This is a genomic window from Mucilaginibacter pedocola, assembly GCF_002013915.1.
Taxonomy (GTDB): domain Bacteria; phylum Bacteroidota; class Bacteroidia; order Sphingobacteriales; family Sphingobacteriaceae; genus Mucilaginibacter; species Mucilaginibacter pedocola.
The window spans coordinates 38476-55357 of sequence record NZ_MBTF01000013.1; the positions used below are offsets into that span (position 1 = coordinate 38476).

Genomic DNA, 16882 nt, shown 5'->3' on the forward strand with positions numbered 1-16882 from the left:
CGAGGCCTCATGAAAGTATCTACAACGTTTTCGTTAAATAAAAACGCAACTTCTTAAAATATTTTAAAAACTTTTAGATAGCTTTAGTTTATGGTAAGTCGTTGTGTTTTTCACGCCGATTTATTTATATATTGTACCTGATATTTCCCCAGATCTTTTAAACCTATTATTGAAATTATGAGCCAAAAACCCGAGAGGTTTCTTTCGCTGGATGTGTTTCGCGGAATGACCATTTGTTTTATGATCATTGTAAACACGCCCGGCAGCGGCGCAGCCCCCTTTGCACCACTTGAGCATGCCGCCTGGTTTGGTTTTACCCCAACCGACCTTGTGTTCCCTTCATTCCTGTTCGCTGTTGGCAATGCCATGAGTTTTACTTCTTCCAAATTTGCCCAAATGAGCACCGGTGCAGTATTGGCTAAAATATTCAAACGAGCTTTTATCATCTTTATGCTTGGCTTCCTGATGTATTGGTTCCCGTTCTTCGACCGTATAGACGGGCAATGGGTTTTCCGCCCGTTTAGCGGCACACGCGTAATGGGCGTTTTGCAGCGTATAGCGCTTTGCTACCTGTTCGCTTCGCTTATTGTATACTTCGTAAAGTCGAAACGTGCGGTTATCATCATCAGTATTATTTTACTTGTTGGCTACCAACTCCTTTTATTGGCCTTTGGCGATGCCGCTGCCCCCTACGGTATGCTGACCAACGCGGGCACTTATTTCGATAAATTTATTTTAGGCGATGCCCACCTATACCACGGCGAGCACGTGGCCTTCGATCCTGAGGGAATATTGAGTACACTGCCAGCCATTGTAAACGTTATTTGCGGTTACTATGCGGGTAGATTTGTGCAGGAAAAAGGAAAGGGTTACGAGGCAATTGCCAAGCTGTTTTTGGTGGGCTGCCTGTTCATCTTCCTGTCGCTTTGCTGGAATCTTAGCTTCCCGATAGGTAAAAAATTATGGTCGAGCCCGTTCACATTGCTTACCGTTGGGTTAGATCTTACCATTATCTCTTCGCTTATTTACATTGTTGAAGTAGCCAAATGGAACCCCGCTAACTGGACGAGCTTTTTCACCACCGTTGGTAAAAACCCGCTGGCTATTTACATTTTGTCGGAGATACTCATCATAGCCTTCTGGATGATTCCCGTTGGCAAAACCAGCTTTTTCGATTGGATAAATACAAGCGTTTACCAGGCCATACTACCGGGTGCCCTTGGATCGCTGCTGTTCGCGGTAAGTTATATGCTGCTGTGCTGGGTAGTTGGGAAGATTTTGGACAGCAGGAAGATATATATTAGGGTGTAATAAGTGTGGAAGAGAATATCGAATGATGAATTTCGAATATCCAATATCGAAGGACGAACTTCATCATTCGATATTGGATATTTTAAATCAAGTAAGCCCAGGATTTTTTAGGCTCACCAGTCTTTCTATTCTATCGCTTACAGCGCAACTGTTCAATAAATTTTGTCATTTTGAGCGAGCGAAGGGCGGGACCGTGAGAGAGGGCGACGAGAAATCTTCGGTACAATGCTTGGCGTTTATGCATTTCGGTAATGCATGGTGCAGAAGATTTCTCCTCACGCCACGCGCTTCCCTTGCCCACTGTTCGTCGAAATGACATCGTGGAGTAAGAAAGCATTACCTGTTTATTACCTCAGATCCACCAACTCGGCGCCCGGGTGTGCTTTTTTATCGTAAGCAAAAGCGGCATCGGTAATTCCTTTAACTGCTGCAAATGTTTTTAGCGTGTAGGTGTAGTGGCTGCCGTTCTTGTCGAAAATATTGGCGCTATATAGCTGATTTTTCTCTTTATCTACCATTAAGCGTACTTTAAAGTAGCTTGTTTTTTCGCTTTCGGGGGTAAGGTCTATCACCTGGTAGGTTTTGCCGCCGGCTTTTTGCAGGCCGGTGTAAATATATTTATACCCTTTTTCATACATGGTAAATATCTTGGCCGGGTTAAATGCTTCTTCGCTGTTGTCGGCATCGGCTAATTGTACCTCGTTGGCATCTTTTAGGTAGGTCCACTGGCTTTTACCATCGCTGATGATCTCTTGTGATACGGTTTTGCCCGTTTCGTAAATAGTTACCTTGTATTTATTGGTTTTTGATTTGGCAACCAGCGTACCGCTTTGGGTTTGTTTAAGGTTGGCTTGCGGGTTATCAACCAGCAACGTGAAGTCGGTTTTTACGGCATCGTAACTGCGGTATTGGGTGCTCAGCTTGTTTAAAATAGCTTTGGCATCTTTATCTTTCTGGGCAAAGGCATTGCTAAATGTAAAAGCTGCTGCCAGTATAAATAGGGTTAATTTCTTCATTGTGTTTTATTCTTTTGAGTTAACACTAATTCCTCGAATTGTTTCAAATTTCACAAATTGATACTAAACTAATTGTGTTTATGGATTTGTGTAATTCGCTTCCGTTCGTTCTAATTAGTGTTCACTCAATTAGAGTAATTAGCAATCTATTGGTTTAATCGTTGCTTGGTTTTTGGAGGGTTTCCAGGTGGCGTTCCAGGCTGTATTCGTCGGGGTAGAGCACATCGCGGGCCTTGCTGCCCTCAAATGGGCCAACAATACCTGCTGCTTCCAACTGGTCTATAATACGTCCTGCACGGTTGTAACCCAGCTTCATTTTACGCTGAATAAGCGATGTTGAGCCTTGCTGGTGCAATACAATTAAACGCGCAGCATCCTCAAACATTGGGTCGCGGCTGTCGGCATCGTACTCTTTAGGGCTGCTTGCTTCGCCTTCGCCCACATATTCGGGCAGGTACATGGCCGATGGGTAGCCACGCTGATTACCAATAAAATCGGATATCTTCTCTACCTCAGGCGTATCCACAAAGGCGCACTGCAGGCGTATCAGGTCGCTACCTGTCGAGAGCAGCATATCACCGCGGCCAATTAACTGATCAGCACCACCGGCATCCAAAATGGTGCGCGAATCTATCTTAGATAATACCCTGAAGGCCAAACGGGCCGGGAAGTTGGCCTTAATGGTACCCGTAATAACGTTTACCGATGGGCGCTGTGTTGCAATAACCAGGTGTATACCCACAGCACGGGCCAACTGGGCAAGGCGGGCAATAGGTTGCTCAACCTCTTTACCGGCGGTCATCATCAGGTCGGCAAATTCATCTATTACCAGTACAATGAATGGCAGGTAACGGTGTTTCTCCGGGTCGCTTATTTTGCGGTTTACGTATTTGTTGTTGTATTCCTTAAGGTTACGTACCTGTGCATCTTTCAGCAGGTCGTAACGCTGGTCCATCTCAATACAAAGAGAATTGAGCGTATTTACCACCTTTTTGGTATCGGTGATAATAGCATCGCCATCATCAGGTAGTTTGGCCAAAAAGTGCCTTTCTATTTTACGGAACAGCGTAAGCTCCACCTTTTTAGGGTCAACCAATACGAACTTCAATTCGGCAGGGTGCTTTTTGTAAAGCAACGATACCAATATGGCGTTAATACCAACGGATTTACCCTGACCGGTAGCACCCGCAACTAATAAGTGGGGCATTTTGGCCAGGTCGGCAATAAATACTTCGTTGCTGATGGTTTTACCGAGGGCAATTGGCAGGTCCATTGCAGCGTTCTGCCATTTTTCGGTGGCCAGTACCGATCGCATCGACACCATTTCGGGGTGCTGATTTGGCACCTCAATACCAATAGTACCCTTACCCGGCATAGGCGCTATAATACGTATACCTAAAGCGGCAAGGCTTAGGGCTATATCATCTTCCAGGTTCTTGATCTTGGAGATACGCACGCCCGGCGCGGGTATAATTTCGTAAAGCGTAACCGTTGGGCCAATGGTGGCCTTTATTTTTTCAATCTCGATGTTGTAGTGGTTCAGCGTTTCAACAATTTTGTTTTTGTTGGCTTCCAGTTCATCGGCATTTACCGCTATTTTGTTGCTGCCGTAGTTTTCCAGCAGATCCAGCGAAGGGTATTGGTACGATGCCAGGTCAAGCTTATGGTCGTATTGGCCAAACTGCTCTACCAACGAGGCTGCCTTGGCATCATCGTCGCTTTTTTCGATATTGAGCACCGGGGTAGGGCGAACCACATCAATAGTAAGCGGTATATCCTCTTCTATATCTTCTTCAACTTCCAGTTCAGGCTCGGGCTTAAGCACTACCGGCTCGTGGCGTGGGATGTTCTGCTGCATGGGCTCGGGCTTTACAGGCTCCGGCGTAACAATTTCTATAACATCCTCTTTCAATATATTATTGCCTTTGGCGCGGCCGCCGTTGCGTGGCCACTCCACAGGGACAGAAATTTCTTCGTCCTCCAGTTCAACAGGCTCGGGTTTTACATCCGGCACGGCAATAGCAGGAATGTTTCTTTCGCGGCGTTCGGGTAGTTTAAAATCAATGTTATAAGCTATTACCAAAACAGTCAATCCGGCAAATGCCAGTATAGCACCTGTACCCGCATGGCCCACCTGCACGCTCAGTAGCTTATTGCTCCAGTAGCCAAATTCGCCTTCGAAAAAGTGCGGGTAATCTGACACCATGCCGTGTACAAAACCCACGGTAATAGATATGAACACAATGCCAAAAAGCGTATACGCCAGCATTTTGGGCACCGAGAAAAGCCTTACTTTAAATACCAGCCTGAAGCCGATAACAAAAAAGATGAATACAAACAGGAACGATGCCACGCCGAACCATTCGTAAATAAATTGGTTGGCCAGCAAGGCACCAAATACGCCCAGCCAGTTATCGATAGGGTCGGTAATGCCGCTCTCTATCAGTTCTTTTGATGATTTAAAGAGGTTGTGCCAGCCGCCGTTGGCAGGCGAAACATAGCTTTGGTCTTGCTGCCAGGTAAACAGGTACGAGGTAAAGGCAATGAGAAAGAAAACCGCCAGCACCAGCGAGAATAACCCTACTATTTTCAGGATGCGCCCATCCTCCAAATTGAATATGGGGAGGCGTTCGCTTATGGGTTTGGTAGGTTTTGGCCTTTCGGCTTTTGCGCCCGGCTTACGCGGCGTTTCGTCATCCTTAAAACTATTGCTCCTGAACTGGTTTCCTTTTACTGGCATCTGCTGCTATCCTTGCACGTTTGGTTGCAAATATAAAGTTATTAGAATTAATTAAGTTTTATGTTGGGTGGGGAAAATTTAGGGAGGTGGTTTGGTTGGTTATTTTTACCGCGAAGTGCGCAAAGAATTTGCACAGTGGTGAGCGCAAAGGCTTCGCAATCCTGATAACAGGTAAGCTTGCTGCTCTATTGCTTATGCAAGGCTTTGCGCCCCTTTGCGTTTTTTCTCCGCGTACTTTGCGGTTAAATAGCCACTATTTCACAATTACCGTAACAACACGGCACCCGCAGCCGTCAAACCTGTAAATCTTCTATCATGATAAAAAGAATACTTTTCTTCTTCCTTGTCGCTTTATCGTTCAATGTTGTAAAGGCGCAGGATATTAATAAACCGAAACTGGATAGCCTGCTGGATGTGCTTGCCGCTAATAACAAAACCATGGGCAGCCTTACCATATCAAAGGATGGTAAAGTGGTTTACCAGCGCTCGGTGGGTTATAGTTCGGTAGAGGCTAAAACCCTTGCCGATGCGCATACCAAATACCGTATAGGTTCTATCAGTAAAATATTTACGGGAGTTATCATCTTCCAACTTGTAGAAGAGAAAAAGCTAACGCTTGATGCCACGCTGGATAAGTTTTATCCGCAAATGCCCAATGCCTCAAAAATTACTATCGCGCAATTGCTTAGCCACCGCAGCGGTTTGTTCAACCTTACCAACGAGCCGGAGTTTGGCACTTACATGACCCGGCCGCAAACCCACGAGTTCTTGTTGTCGAAAATGGCAGCGTTAAAGCCCGACTTTGCACCTAGTGAGAAGTTTAAATACAGCAATACCAACTTTATACTGCTTAGCTACATAGCCGAAAAGATAACAGGTAAGGCTTATCCCGAGATAGTGAAACAGCGTGTAATTAATAAAATTGGGTTAAAGGATACCTACTACGGCGGCAAAATAAACGCGGCGGCCAACGAAGCATTGTCTTACGATTATAACGATGGTTGGAAGGTAGCGGTAGAAACCGATATGAGCATCCCGACCGGTGCGGGTGCAATGGTATCAACCCCGGCCGATCTGGATAAGTTTATCGAAGCACTTTTCGCAGGCAAACTGATCAGTGCTGCCAGCCTGGCTCAAATGAAACCAACTATTGAAGGCTACGGTATGGCCATGCATAAGTCGGCATTTAAAGATAAAGTGGGTTACGGGCACGGCGGGGCTATCGACGGCTTTTTATCGTCTTTACAGTATTTTCCTGAGGATAAACTGGCTGTTTGTTATATAAAAAACGGCGGCAGCTACACGCCCGAAAACATTATCACCGGTGCGTTATCTATCTACTTTAACCAGCCCTATGCTATCCCATCATTTAAAAGCATCGCCCTTAAAACCGAAGACCTGGATAAATACCTTGGGGTTTATGCCAGCCCAACTTTTCCGTTGAAGATCACGGTTTCAAAAGATGGCGCTACGCTGATAGGGCAGGCAACAGGGCAGGGCTCACTTAGGCTGGAAGCTAAAGAAGGCGACAGATTTTTGTTTGAGCCCGCAGGTATAGAGATGGTGTTTTATCCTGAGAAGCACCAGTTTCTGTTGAAGCAGGGCGGGAGGGAAGTTTTGTTTACGAAGGAATAGACAAGTAGGATATTTATCAAATTCGTTATTTAACCACGGAGTTGGCAGAGGTAACGCGGAGGTTCGCAGAGTGTTTATTTTCATTATTAGGTCTGCATAGTAAAGAAATAGCAGCCATCATGAAGATTTGCTCTGCGAACCTTGTGGTAAAAAGCCGTTATTCAAATTGCAGTTCCCATTTATCTTCCCCGCCATCTACAACGCGGAAAATGTTTTTAACCACGGAATGCGCACCATCTGCCGACTGCAGGGTAACGCTGTCGTGATCGTGGTACAGGTCTGATTTGGGCACCCAAACGGCTGTCATGCCATGCGGGTCGCCATTTACTGTTATTGTTTCCATAATTTATTGGGGCTTTGGTTTATAGAAAGAATAACAAGGTAGCCGGGAATAAGTTTCTATACGGGAGGCTTTTCAGTTAAGATGGCGATAGATGAGGGTATCGGTGCTCTACACATATTTCTTCATGCAGATCTCGCAGTAATAACTTGTGCGATGTGATCTGCCGGTATCTCGTTTTATAAACGGCACCTCGTCCCGCGGGCATATCTTTTTATCGTAAGCATGCCAATTCTTCTTTAGTTTGCCGGTCTTCTTTTGTCCCAAAAATTCGAAGCTGTAATTGATGGCCTCGCTTATCATTTCTTTTACCTTTTTTGGCGGCAGGGCGCTTACCAGGCTTTCGGGATGTACGCGTATGCGGAAGAGTACTTCGTTTTTAATGATATTGCCCACGCCCGAAAATAGGTGCTGGTCCATCAATGCATCGCAGGCCAATAGTTCGGGTAATTCCTTCATTTTTTTAATGACTGCTTTGGTATCCCATTTATCGCTCATCACATCGGCTTTCCAGTCGTACATGCTGTTCAATGGCTCCTCTATCAGTTTTAATTGACTGGCGTAGAAGTTCAACTCTCCGCCACCTTCAAATCCCAAATGTAACCGCGCAGGTTTTGTGGTGTGAGAATTGATGCGGTACGAGCCGAACATCATCATGTGCACCCTGATAGTAAAATGCGGAAAACAGATAAGGAAGTGCTTGCCCCAGCTTTTAAGGTCGGTTACAGTTTGGTTTACCAATAATTTTGCATCTATAGCTCGGTTATTGCAACTTGCTTTGATCACTTTTTGCCCTTTAAATTGCAGGGCCTCTTCTTTCAGGATGACGATTATAGGGCCTTCAGGCATTAGTTACAAACCTCATTAGAGAGGTGTTTGAAGAACCCTGCAACGTGGAGGAATGTTTTCGCTGGTACTGGTTATAAACCTTTACGGTTTTTTTGTGGGAGTCCGAAAATCTGGGTGGATGATTATTTGGGTATTACCGCCGTAGCCTCTATCTCCACCAATACATCATCCCTGAATAATTTACTCACCTGCACCAAAGTACTGGCAGGCGGATGGTTTACATCGATGTATTTATCGCGAATAGCACGCACGGTTTGGATGTTAGCCACATCTATCAGGTAATAGTTCAGCTTTACCACGTTAGCCATGGTGCCGCCCTTGCTTTCTACAATGGCTTTTATATTGGCAAATGTTTGCTCGATTTGGGCTGCTACGTCGCCTTTGCCCACCAGTTGACCGCTCTTATCTAATGCTACCTGGCCCGATAAGAGCAGCATATAGCTGTTGCCCATATCAATAACCGCTACCTGAGAGTAACCTTTTGGCGTTACCACAGCCGGCGGATTTTCTAAAGTTGCCACCACCTTTTGCTGCGCGAAGCAGGTTGTAGAAAACAATACTATTATTAAAGGTATAAGGCGTTTCATTATTGTCAAATGATGATGCTTTCAATAAGCTGCTCAAAAAAAAACTCCTCCGCTAACCAGCGGAGGCTGGGGCGCTTAATGCCCTTTCTTCCTCTTCAATAAGCCACCGGTAGTATCATCTACGCTGGTTTGTACAATAAATGCAGAGGGGTCTATGCTCAGTATTTCGCGTTTTATTAGCGGTACTTCCAGGCGCGATGCTACGGTGAATATGATCTCGCGCGGGGCGTTGATGTGCCCGTCTTTACCGTACCCGCTTTTACCTTGGTACACGGTTACGCCGCGGCCAAGGTTTTGGGTAATGGCCATACGTATCTCTTCGCCTTTGGTAGATACTACCGTCATGCCGGTGTATTGTTCCAAACCGTTTAGTATCAGGTCTATCATTTTTGACGCCGAGAGGTAAGTGAGTATAGAATATAAGCCTTTCTCTACCCCTAAAACAAAAATGGCGGCCATGAAGATGAATACGTTCAATATCAGTATAACATCGCTTACGCGGACTATTTGCGCACGCTTGCTTACCAATACGGCGGCAATTTCGGTACCATCAAGTACCGCCCCGCCGCGTATGGCAAGGCCAATGCCTGCACCAATGAATACGCCGCCAAAAATGGCCGTCAATAACTTATCGGGTGTAACATCCGGGAATTTGATAAAAGCCAGTACCACGGCCAACCCCGCAATGGCCAATGCACTGCGGATTGCAAAGCCGATACCAAGTTTGCGGTAACCCAGGAATAAAAATGGCAGATTGATGAAGAAAATTAGTATGGAAAGGGGCGTGTGCGTAAGATCGGCCACTAAAATAGATATGCCGGTTACGCCGCCATCAATAAAGTGGCTGGGCAGCAAAAAGCCTTTAAGCCCAAACCCTGCCGAGAATATACCTAAGATAACCAGTACAGTATCTAATAAAGCGGCTTTGTATTTCATAATCCGGGAGAATAGATGCGGGCTTAAGATACAGAAAAGTTTGCAGTTCTCGGTAGAGGGTTCCCAGTTTGCGATCTGTTTCTGAACCCTGATTCGCCTGATTGAGGGATTATCCGATGTTTTGCGAATTGTATCAGAGAATCTTTAAATCAAGAAAATCAAGGTTCAGACAAGCTACCACCCACTCTTCAGACCCTCTTTCAACGCGGCTTTGTAATTTTCCAGGTCGAACGAGTATAGGTAGGGGGCTTTGTGGGCGCCGCCTTTGCGGGTTTGATCCAGCTTATTTAAAATGCCGAAGCCCAGCATACGGCGCTGAAAGTTACGCCTGTCCAGCTTTTTGCCTAAAATGGTTTCGTAAAGCTTTTGCAGTTCGGGCATAGTAAATTCTTTCGGCATCAGGTTATAGCCTATTGGCTGATAGCTGAGTTGCAGGCGCAGGGTGTCCAGCGCGGTGTTAAATATCAGTTCGTGGTCTAACTGGAAAGTGGGCAGGTCCTCGAGGTCGCGCCAGGTGCAAACTTCAGAAAATGCATCGGCAGTAGGCGTAACATCAAAAAAATCTACCAGGGCATAATAACCTACCGATATAAACCGCTGTTTAAAAAAGGGGTTGTCGTGGTACAGGTCGTTATGGTGCTTGGTGCGGTCGGGCGCGGCAAATACTCGGAATTGGCGCAGGAATATTTTTTCCAGCCCGGTACGGTCTTTTAATATACGGTTAGCTGCATCGTCAATTGGTTCCTCTATTTTGAGGAAGCCACCGGGCAGGTACCAGTCTTTTTCGTTCTTACTTTTCAGCATCAGCACTTTCATCTGGCCTTCGTGGAAACCAAACACCACACAATCAATAGATATGTGGTCGAGGTAGGTTTTGTTTCCTTCTGCCCAAAATTGCTCCAGTTCGTCTTTAGTCAGCATTTATATCAAAAATACTTTGAATGTTTAATTTTAATATCTACAATTGTGTACCAATTACACCCTTGTTTACATTTTTTTAACAACCAATAATAACCAATAAGTTTTAACAAACTTTAATAATGGCGAAATTATCATGCGTTATAATTGGTGTATTACGGTAAACATACAAACCACGTTTATTCAAATGAAAAGTTTTTTTACCAACAAAGCCTTTTTTAAAATAACGGCCGCAGCTATGCTGGCCATGCCTTTTGGGCAAGCCATGGCGCAAACCGCCCCAGCCGATGCCAAAATGAACGCCTTTGTAAGCACGTTAATGAAAAAAATGACCGTTGACGAAAAGATAGGCCAGCTAAACCTGGTTACCAGCGGTATGGCCATCACGGGTTCGGTTACTAATAATGGTGTAGATAATGGTATAGCCAATGGTAAAATTGGCGGCATCTTTGGTTTATACGGCGTAGAGAATGTACGTAAAGCACAAGAACTGGCCGTGAAGAATAGCCGCCTGCATATACCTTTAATATTCGGTTTGGATGTTATACACGGCCACCGCACTATTTTCCCTATACCGTTGGGTATGTCTGCAACTTGGGATTTGGATATTATTCAGAAATCGGCACGTGTAGCAGCAAAAGAAGCTACTGCCGAAGGTTTGAACTGGGTGTTTTCGCCCATGGTAGATATTGCACGTGATGCCCGCTGGGGCCGTATATCTGAAGGTAGCGGCGAAGACCCTTACCTGGGCGGTAAAATTGCAGGTGCTATGGTAAAAGGCTATCAGGGTACCAACCTTAAAAATGCGGATGCGGTAATTGCCTGCGTAAAACACTTTGCATTATACGGTGGTGCCGAGGCAGGCCGCGAGTACAACACCGTTGATATGAGCCGCCTGCAGATGTACCAGGATTATTTGCCGCCATACAAAGCTGCAGTTGATGCCGGTGCGGGTAGCATCATGAGCTCGTTCAATACCGTAGATGGTGTACCATCAACAGGTAACAAATGGTTGCTGACCGATCTGTTGCGCAAACAATGGGGCTTTAAAGGTTTTGTGGTGAGCGATTATACTTCGCTTAGCGAGATGAGCAACCACGGCCTGGGCGATTTGGCACAGGTATCGGCCATTGCGCTGAAAGCCGGTTTGGATATGGATATGGTTGCCGAAGGCTTTTTAAATACTTTAAAGAAAAGCTTACAGCAAGGCAAGGTAACCCAGGCAGAAATTGATGCCGCCTGCCGCCGTATACTGGAAGCAAAATACAAATTAGGTTTGTTTGATAACCCGTACAAATCGCTCAATGCCGAAGTAGAAAAGAAGAACGTATTTACCGAAGAGAACCGCAAAGCTGCACGCGTGGCTGCAGAGCACTCTTTTGTATTGCTGAAAAATACCAACCAAATATTGCCGCTTAAAAAATCGGGCGGTACTATTGCAGTTGTTGGCCCACTGGCAGATAACAAACGCGATATGCTGGGCACCTGGGTAATTGCAGGCGAATGGGAAAAATCAGTAAGCGTAATGGAAGGCATGAAACATGTAGTTGGCGATAACGTGAAACTGCTTTACGCCAAAGGAGCTAACATTACGGATGATACCGAGTTTATGAAACGCCTAAACTTTGGGCCGGGCATGGTTAGTTTAGATGCACGCTCGCCCGAGGATATGATTGACGAGGCTGTTAAAACTGCTAAAAAGGCTGATATTATAGTAGCGGTAGTAGGCGAGAGCCAAAGCATGAGCGGCGAATCATCAAGCCGGTCGGATATCGGTATCCCTGAAAGCCAGAAAAATATGCTGAAAGCTTTGGCCAAATTAGGGAAGCCTATAGTAATTGTATTGTTTAACGGCAGGCCGCTTACCCTTAGCTGGGAGCATGAAAACGCTGCCGCTATATTAGATGTATGGGCACCGGGTACCGAAGCGGGTAATGCCATAGCCGAAGTGTTATTTGGTAACTACAACCCATCGGGTAAAATTACCGCAACCTTCCCGCGCACCGTTGGGCAGATACCTATATATTATAACCACAAAAACACCGGCCGCCCTTATACCGATGGCCCAACCAAATTTAAATCGAACTACCTGGATATTTCTAACGACCCGCAGTACCCATTCGGCTACGGGCTTAGTTACACCAGCTTTGGCTACAGCGATGTTAAACTGAGCAAAACCAAGTTGAAAGGTAACGAAACACTAACCGCTAAAGTAACCGTCACCAATAATGGCGCTTACGCCGGCGAAGAAGTAGTTCAAATGTACGTGACGGACCCCGTGGCGAGCCTGTCGCGCTCAGTGCAGGAGTTGAAAGGTTTCCAAAAAATAAGCCTGCAGCCCGGCGAGGCAAAAGAGGTAAGCTTTGCCATAACGCCCGAGCAATTGAAGTTTTACAACAGCCAATTGAAGTACGATTGGGAGCCCGGCGAGTTTATTATTCGCATTGGTACCAGCTCGGCCGATACGCATAGTGCTAAAGTGCAGTGGCAAAAATAGATAGCTATTGTTTTTGTTAAATACAGCTTATACAAATGATAACCTAATGTGCCCTGGCAAGTTGCCAGGGCACATTTTTTTTATATAAGCCGTAAAAAACATGGACGGGCAAGTGTGTACTATACACTTTTTAAAAAGTCGGCTAATTAACTGTATAATTAACATTTGCTTAACGAAATGATAATTTGTAGCGCGCTTTCGCGGCAGAATTTAAAGGCTGCAAATCCAAAAAAAAAGGACGTAAATAGAAATTTGAGCCATTCTTAAACTAAAATGGCATGTTTTGATATGAAAATTGCTTTATAACACATTTTTTACATTGTTAAGTTTTTATAAAACAGTGGTTATAATTAAAAAAGTACTTAAAATAGTTTTTAAAAATTTGAAATTATTTAAGAAACCTTCTTAAAAAAATAAATAATTCATAATTCTATGAAATTGGCTTGTGTAACCTATACACTCTATTTATATTAGAGCATTACCATTATAAACTTTTCCTGCAACGGAAAAGCAACAATTTTTCAGGGGCTTAAATTGAAGCGTTCCACAAGGGGCAAATCGGTTAGTAAAAAACATAAATTAAAAACTTTAGCAGGGTAGGTACCGCTATATGGTTAAACTTTTACAAACACTTCTTTTTGAATACTTCGTGTGCAAAGGGCATCTCACCCCTTTGTCGAAAGGAACTTTGTACAAGTTTGCCTATGCCACTACTCACGGCAATTATTACCATCGAACGTAGTATGGAATAAGATCTTAAATCAAATATATTAATCAACTAAATCTCAATCTCATGTTTAAAAGTTTACTCCTCAAAGGAAGAGTACTCTGCTTGCTATTATGCTGCATGGTTTCTTCATTGGTAGTTACAGCTCAAACAAAACACACCGGCCGTGTTATAGGCAGCGATGATAAGCTGCCCGTAGTTGGCGCCACCGTGCGAGTGAAAGGCACAACTACCGGTACACAAACAGACGTTAACGGGCAATTCTCACTCAGTGTGAAAAACGGCGACGTTCTGGTTATCTCTTACCTTGGGTATACCACCCAGGAAGTTACCGTAAGCAGCGAAAACATTGGCATTACGCTGCAAGCCAGTAACAACTCCCTGAATGAAGTAGTAGTAACAGGTTACGCATCGCAAAAGAAGAAAGACCTTGTGGGTGCGGTAGCCGTAGTAGATGTTGCCGCCCTGAACAGGACGCCTACAGCTTCTATCGAAAACCAGTTACAAGGCCAGGCTTCGGGTGTTACCGTGGTTAACTCGGGTGCTCCGGGCCAAACACCACAGGTAAAAATTCGTGGTGCCAACACCTTTGGTAACAACCAGCCATTATACGTTGTAGATGGTGTACCAACTACCAACGTTAACGACTTAAACCCTAACGACATTGCTTCGATGCAAGTACTGAAAGATGCGGGTTCGGCATCTATCTATGGTGCGCGTGCATCAAACGGTGTAATCATTGTAACTACCAAACGCGGTAACGGTAAAACCAACATTAGCTATGATGCTTATTATGGTACCCAAAACCCTAAAGGTGGAAACGTGTATGATTTGTTAGACCCTACCGAAATGATGGCTCTGCGCCGCCTTGCTATTAAAAACAGCACTGCTGCCGGTACTGCGCCAAACTACAGCAGCAACTTGTATGGCCCTAACGGCGATGTTTTGCCTGATTACATCAGCGCAGGCGGTAACGGCCCTGCCGGTATTAAAGACGGCGACCCTGCTGTTGACCCTTCAAAATACAATGTTAACCCACTGTACACTACAGGCGATGCATCTGGTTTTTACCGTATTACAAGGGCTAATAAAGCCGGTACCGACTGGTATCACCAAATTTTTAACGCTGCGCCTATCCAAAGCCACAACTTAAACTTAAATGGTAGCAACGATCAGGCAAGTTACCTGTTCTCGTTAAACTACTTTAACCAACAGGGTGTGTTGATCAACACTTACAACAAGCGTTACACCCTAAGGGCTAACACAAATTTTAACGTTACCAAAAACTTTAGGGTTGGAGAAAACGTAGCTTACTCTATAACCGACAACCCGCAAGCTAACCAGAATGATGAAGGTTCGGCTATCGGTATGTCATTCCGCGAACAACGCATTATTCCGGTACGCGATATTATGGGTAACTATGCAGGTTCTAACACAGCTAACTTAGGTAACGCACGTAACCCGGTAGCGATACAGGAACGTACCATGAACAACCGTGGTAGCAGCAACAGGTTATTTGGTAACATTTATGCTGAGGCGGATTTCTTTAAACACATTACTTTACGTACCCAATTTGGTGGTGAGTACTACGCAGGTTATTTTAACTATTTTAACTTCCCTGAGTACGAAAACTCTGAGAACGGTGTTACCAACACTTATGGCGAAGGTAACTATACCGGTTATAACTACACCTGGACCAACACCGCGCGTTACCACCAGGTATTTGGTAAACACGATGTTACCTTCCTGGCAGGTTCTGAGCAGTATAACAACTATGGCCGTAACATTGGCGGTACCAACAGCGGTTATTATACCTTCGACCCTAACTACGTAAACCTTTCTACCGGTACCGGTACGCCAACTGCCTACAGCAACTCTAACAGAGATAAATTATTCTCGCTGATCGGCCGTTTAGATTATACCTACAACAACCGAGTATTGTTAAGCGCAACTATCCGTCGCGATGGTTCTTCAAGGTTCCTGAACAATACTTTCGGTTGGTTCCCTGCGGCCAGCTTAGGTTACCGTTTATCTGAAGAGAGCTTTGTTAAATCTATCGGTTGGGTTAACGACTTGAAAATCCGCGGTAGCTACGGTGTTATGGGTAACCAAATCAACGTAGACCCTGCCAACGCTTTCACTACCTATGGCCAATCAAGAAACAACTCTTACTATGACCTTACCGGTAGCAGCACAGGTACAGTTCCCGGTTTCTCTAAAAACTACATCGGTAACCCTGATGCTAAATGGGAAAAAGATAAAAACTTAAACGTTGGTTTCGACGCGACTTTGTTCAACTCTAAATTAGAGATCAGCGCCGACTACTACGTTAAGAAAATTACCGACCTGTTAGTTGCTCCTCCATTGGCAGGTACAGCGGGTACCGCTCAATCTCCGGCCGTAAACGTTGCAGCTATGGATAACAGTGGTTTCGATATCGCAGTTACCACTCACCAAAACCTGGGCAGCGAACTGAAAATGAATGCTACCCTTACTTTCACCAGCTACAAAAACGAGGTGAAGAAAATTACTTTGGGTAACAAACAACTTACAGGCCAGGGTGGCCGTTTCAGCGGTACCTACATCACCCGCAGCGCGGTAGGTGGCCCGGTTAGTTCTTTCTACGGTTACCAAACAGATGGTTTCTGGGATAGCCAGGCAGAAATGACCGCAGCTAACACTGCAGCAGGTGGTACTTACCAGGATGGTATGGCTTTGGGCCGCTTTAAATACAAGGATATGAACGGCGATGGCAAAATTACTGCTGATGACCGTACAAACCTTGGTAGCCCTAACCCTGATTTCACAACAGGCTTAAACTTAGATTTCAGCTACAAAAGGTTCGACCTGAGCATGTTCATGTATGCATCTGTTGGTGCTAAAATATGGAACGACGTTAAATGGTGGACCGATTTCTACTCAAACTTTGCCGGTGCAAAAAGCCGCACTGCCTTATACGATTCGTGGACCCCTGACCACATGAACGCTAAAGCACCTATACAAGAGCTTAACGGTTCATTCGCCAGCGGTACTACACCAAACTCTTACTATGTAGAGAATGGTTCGTTCCTTCGTTTACGTACTGTACAATTAGGTTACACTTTCAATGCTAACGCTTTAAAAGCTGTTGGTATGAGCAAGCTGAGAGTATACGTATCAGGTGCTAACCTGCTTACTATAACCGGCTACTCGGGTGTTGACCCGGAGATAACTGGTTCCGGTGATAATGGTGGCCAGAGAAATAGTGTGGATTTTGGTGTCGATCGTGGTAGCTATGCTCCTGTTCGTACATTATTATTAGGCGTACAAGTTAAATTCTAATTTCA

11 protein-coding genes are annotated in these 16882 nt (G+C 45.0%); 4 read left to right on the forward strand and 7 right to left on the reverse strand.

Annotated features, from left to right (window positions below):
* Positions 1–177: 177 nt before the first annotated feature.
* On the forward strand, positions 178–1311 hold the full coding sequence (locus BC343_RS15290; protein ID WP_078348680.1) for an acyltransferase family protein: 1134 nt from the start codon (positions 178–180) through the stop codon (positions 1309–1311).
* Between the two features lie 347 nt (positions 1312–1658).
* Here the strand turns inward: BC343_RS15290 and BC343_RS15295 are convergent, their stop codons facing one another.
* Together BC343_RS15295 and BC343_RS15300 are read right to left on the reverse strand one after the other, a co-directional pair.
* A complete protein-coding gene (locus BC343_RS15295) occupies positions 1659–2327 on the reverse strand; it encodes a LolA family protein (RefSeq protein WP_078348681.1) in 669 nt (222 codons plus the stop codon).
* Positions 2328–2481: 154 nt separating this feature from the next.
* Positions 2482–5067: an FtsK/SpoIIIE family DNA translocase gene (locus BC343_RS15300; protein ID WP_078348682.1), complete on the reverse strand. Its 2586-nt coding sequence runs from the start codon at positions 5065–5067 to the stop codon at positions 2482–2484.
* Positions 5068–5382: 315 nt separating this feature from the next.
* Between BC343_RS15300 and BC343_RS15310 the strand changes: the two genes are divergently transcribed.
* On the forward strand, positions 5383–6702 hold the full coding sequence (locus tag BC343_RS15310; RefSeq protein WP_078348684.1) for a serine hydrolase domain-containing protein: 1320 nt from the start codon (positions 5383–5385) through the stop codon (positions 6700–6702).
* Positions 6703–6859: 157 nt separating this feature from the next.
* Here the strand turns inward: BC343_RS15310 and BC343_RS15315 are convergent, their stop codons facing one another.
* From BC343_RS15315 to BC343_RS15335, 5 genes are all read right to left on the reverse strand, one after another.
* Positions 6860–7045, reverse strand: coding sequence for a hypothetical protein (locus BC343_RS15315; protein ID WP_078348685.1), 186 nt, complete (start codon positions 7043–7045; stop codon positions 6860–6862).
* A 108-nt stretch (positions 7046–7153) separates the two neighbouring features.
* Complete coding sequence (locus tag BC343_RS15320) at positions 7154–7891, reverse strand: DNA-formamidopyrimidine glycosylase family protein (protein ID WP_078348686.1); 738 nt, start codon at positions 7889–7891, stop codon at positions 7154–7156.
* A 122-nt stretch (positions 7892–8013) separates the two neighbouring features.
* Positions 8014–8478: a RidA family protein gene (locus tag BC343_RS15325; protein WP_078348687.1), complete on the reverse strand. Its 465-nt coding sequence runs from the start codon at positions 8476–8478 to the stop codon at positions 8014–8016.
* Between the two features lie 75 nt (positions 8479–8553).
* On the reverse strand, positions 8554–9414 hold the full coding sequence (locus tag BC343_RS15330) for a YitT family protein (protein WP_078348688.1): 861 nt from the start codon (positions 9412–9414) through the stop codon (positions 8554–8556).
* A 174-nt stretch (positions 9415–9588) separates the two neighbouring features.
* Positions 9589–10335: an NUDIX hydrolase gene (locus tag BC343_RS15335; RefSeq protein WP_078348689.1), complete on the reverse strand. Its 747-nt coding sequence runs from the start codon at positions 10333–10335 to the stop codon at positions 9589–9591.
* A 184-nt stretch (positions 10336–10519) separates the two neighbouring features.
* Here BC343_RS15335 and bglX point away from each other — a divergent pair, with 184 nt between their 5' ends.
* Positions 10520–12829 (forward strand): beta-glucosidase BglX, encoded by a 2310-nt coding sequence (gene bglX, locus BC343_RS15340; RefSeq protein WP_078348722.1) that lies wholly within the window; start codon positions 10520–10522, stop codon positions 12827–12829.
* Positions 12830–13622: 793 nt separating this feature from the next.
* Entirely contained in the window at positions 13623–16877 is a 3255-nt protein-coding gene (locus tag BC343_RS15345; RefSeq protein WP_078348690.1) for a SusC/RagA family TonB-linked outer membrane protein, read from the forward strand.
* Positions 16878–16882 lie beyond the last annotated feature (5 nt).

Coding starts and splice junctions, on each gene's coding strand:
- BC343_RS15290 (WP_078348680.1), top strand. CDS start 178: ATGAGCCAAAAACCCGAGAGGTTTCTTTCGCTGGATGTGTTTCGCGGA.
- BC343_RS15295 (WP_078348681.1), bottom strand. CDS start 2,327: ATGAAGAAATTAACCCTATTTATACTGGCAGCAGCTTTTACATTTAGC.
- BC343_RS15300 (WP_078348682.1), bottom strand. CDS start 5,067: ATGCCAGTAAAAGGAAACCAGTTCAGGAGCAATAGTTTTAAGGATGAC.
- BC343_RS15310 (WP_078348684.1), top strand. CDS start 5,383: ATGATAAAAAGAATACTTTTCTTCTTCCTTGTCGCTTTATCGTTCAAT.
- BC343_RS15315 (WP_078348685.1), bottom strand. CDS start 7,045: ATGGAAACAATAACAGTAAATGGCGACCCGCATGGCATGACAGCCGTT.
- BC343_RS15320 (WP_078348686.1), bottom strand. CDS start 7,891: ATGCCTGAAGGCCCTATAATCGTCATCCTGAAAGAAGAGGCCCTGCAA.
- BC343_RS15325 (WP_078348687.1), bottom strand. CDS start 8,478: ATGAAACGCCTTATACCTTTAATAATAGTATTGTTTTCTACAACCTGC.
- BC343_RS15330 (WP_078348688.1), bottom strand. CDS start 9,414: ATGAAATACAAAGCCGCTTTATTAGATACTGTACTGGTTATCTTAGGT.
- BC343_RS15335 (WP_078348689.1), bottom strand. CDS start 10,335: ATGCTGACTAAAGACGAACTGGAGCAATTTTGGGCAGAAGGAAACAAA.
- bglX (WP_078348722.1), top strand. CDS start 10,520: ATGAAAAGTTTTTTTACCAACAAAGCCTTTTTTAAAATAACGGCCGCA.
- BC343_RS15345 (WP_078348690.1), top strand. CDS start 13,623: ATGTTTAAAAGTTTACTCCTCAAAGGAAGAGTACTCTGCTTGCTATTA.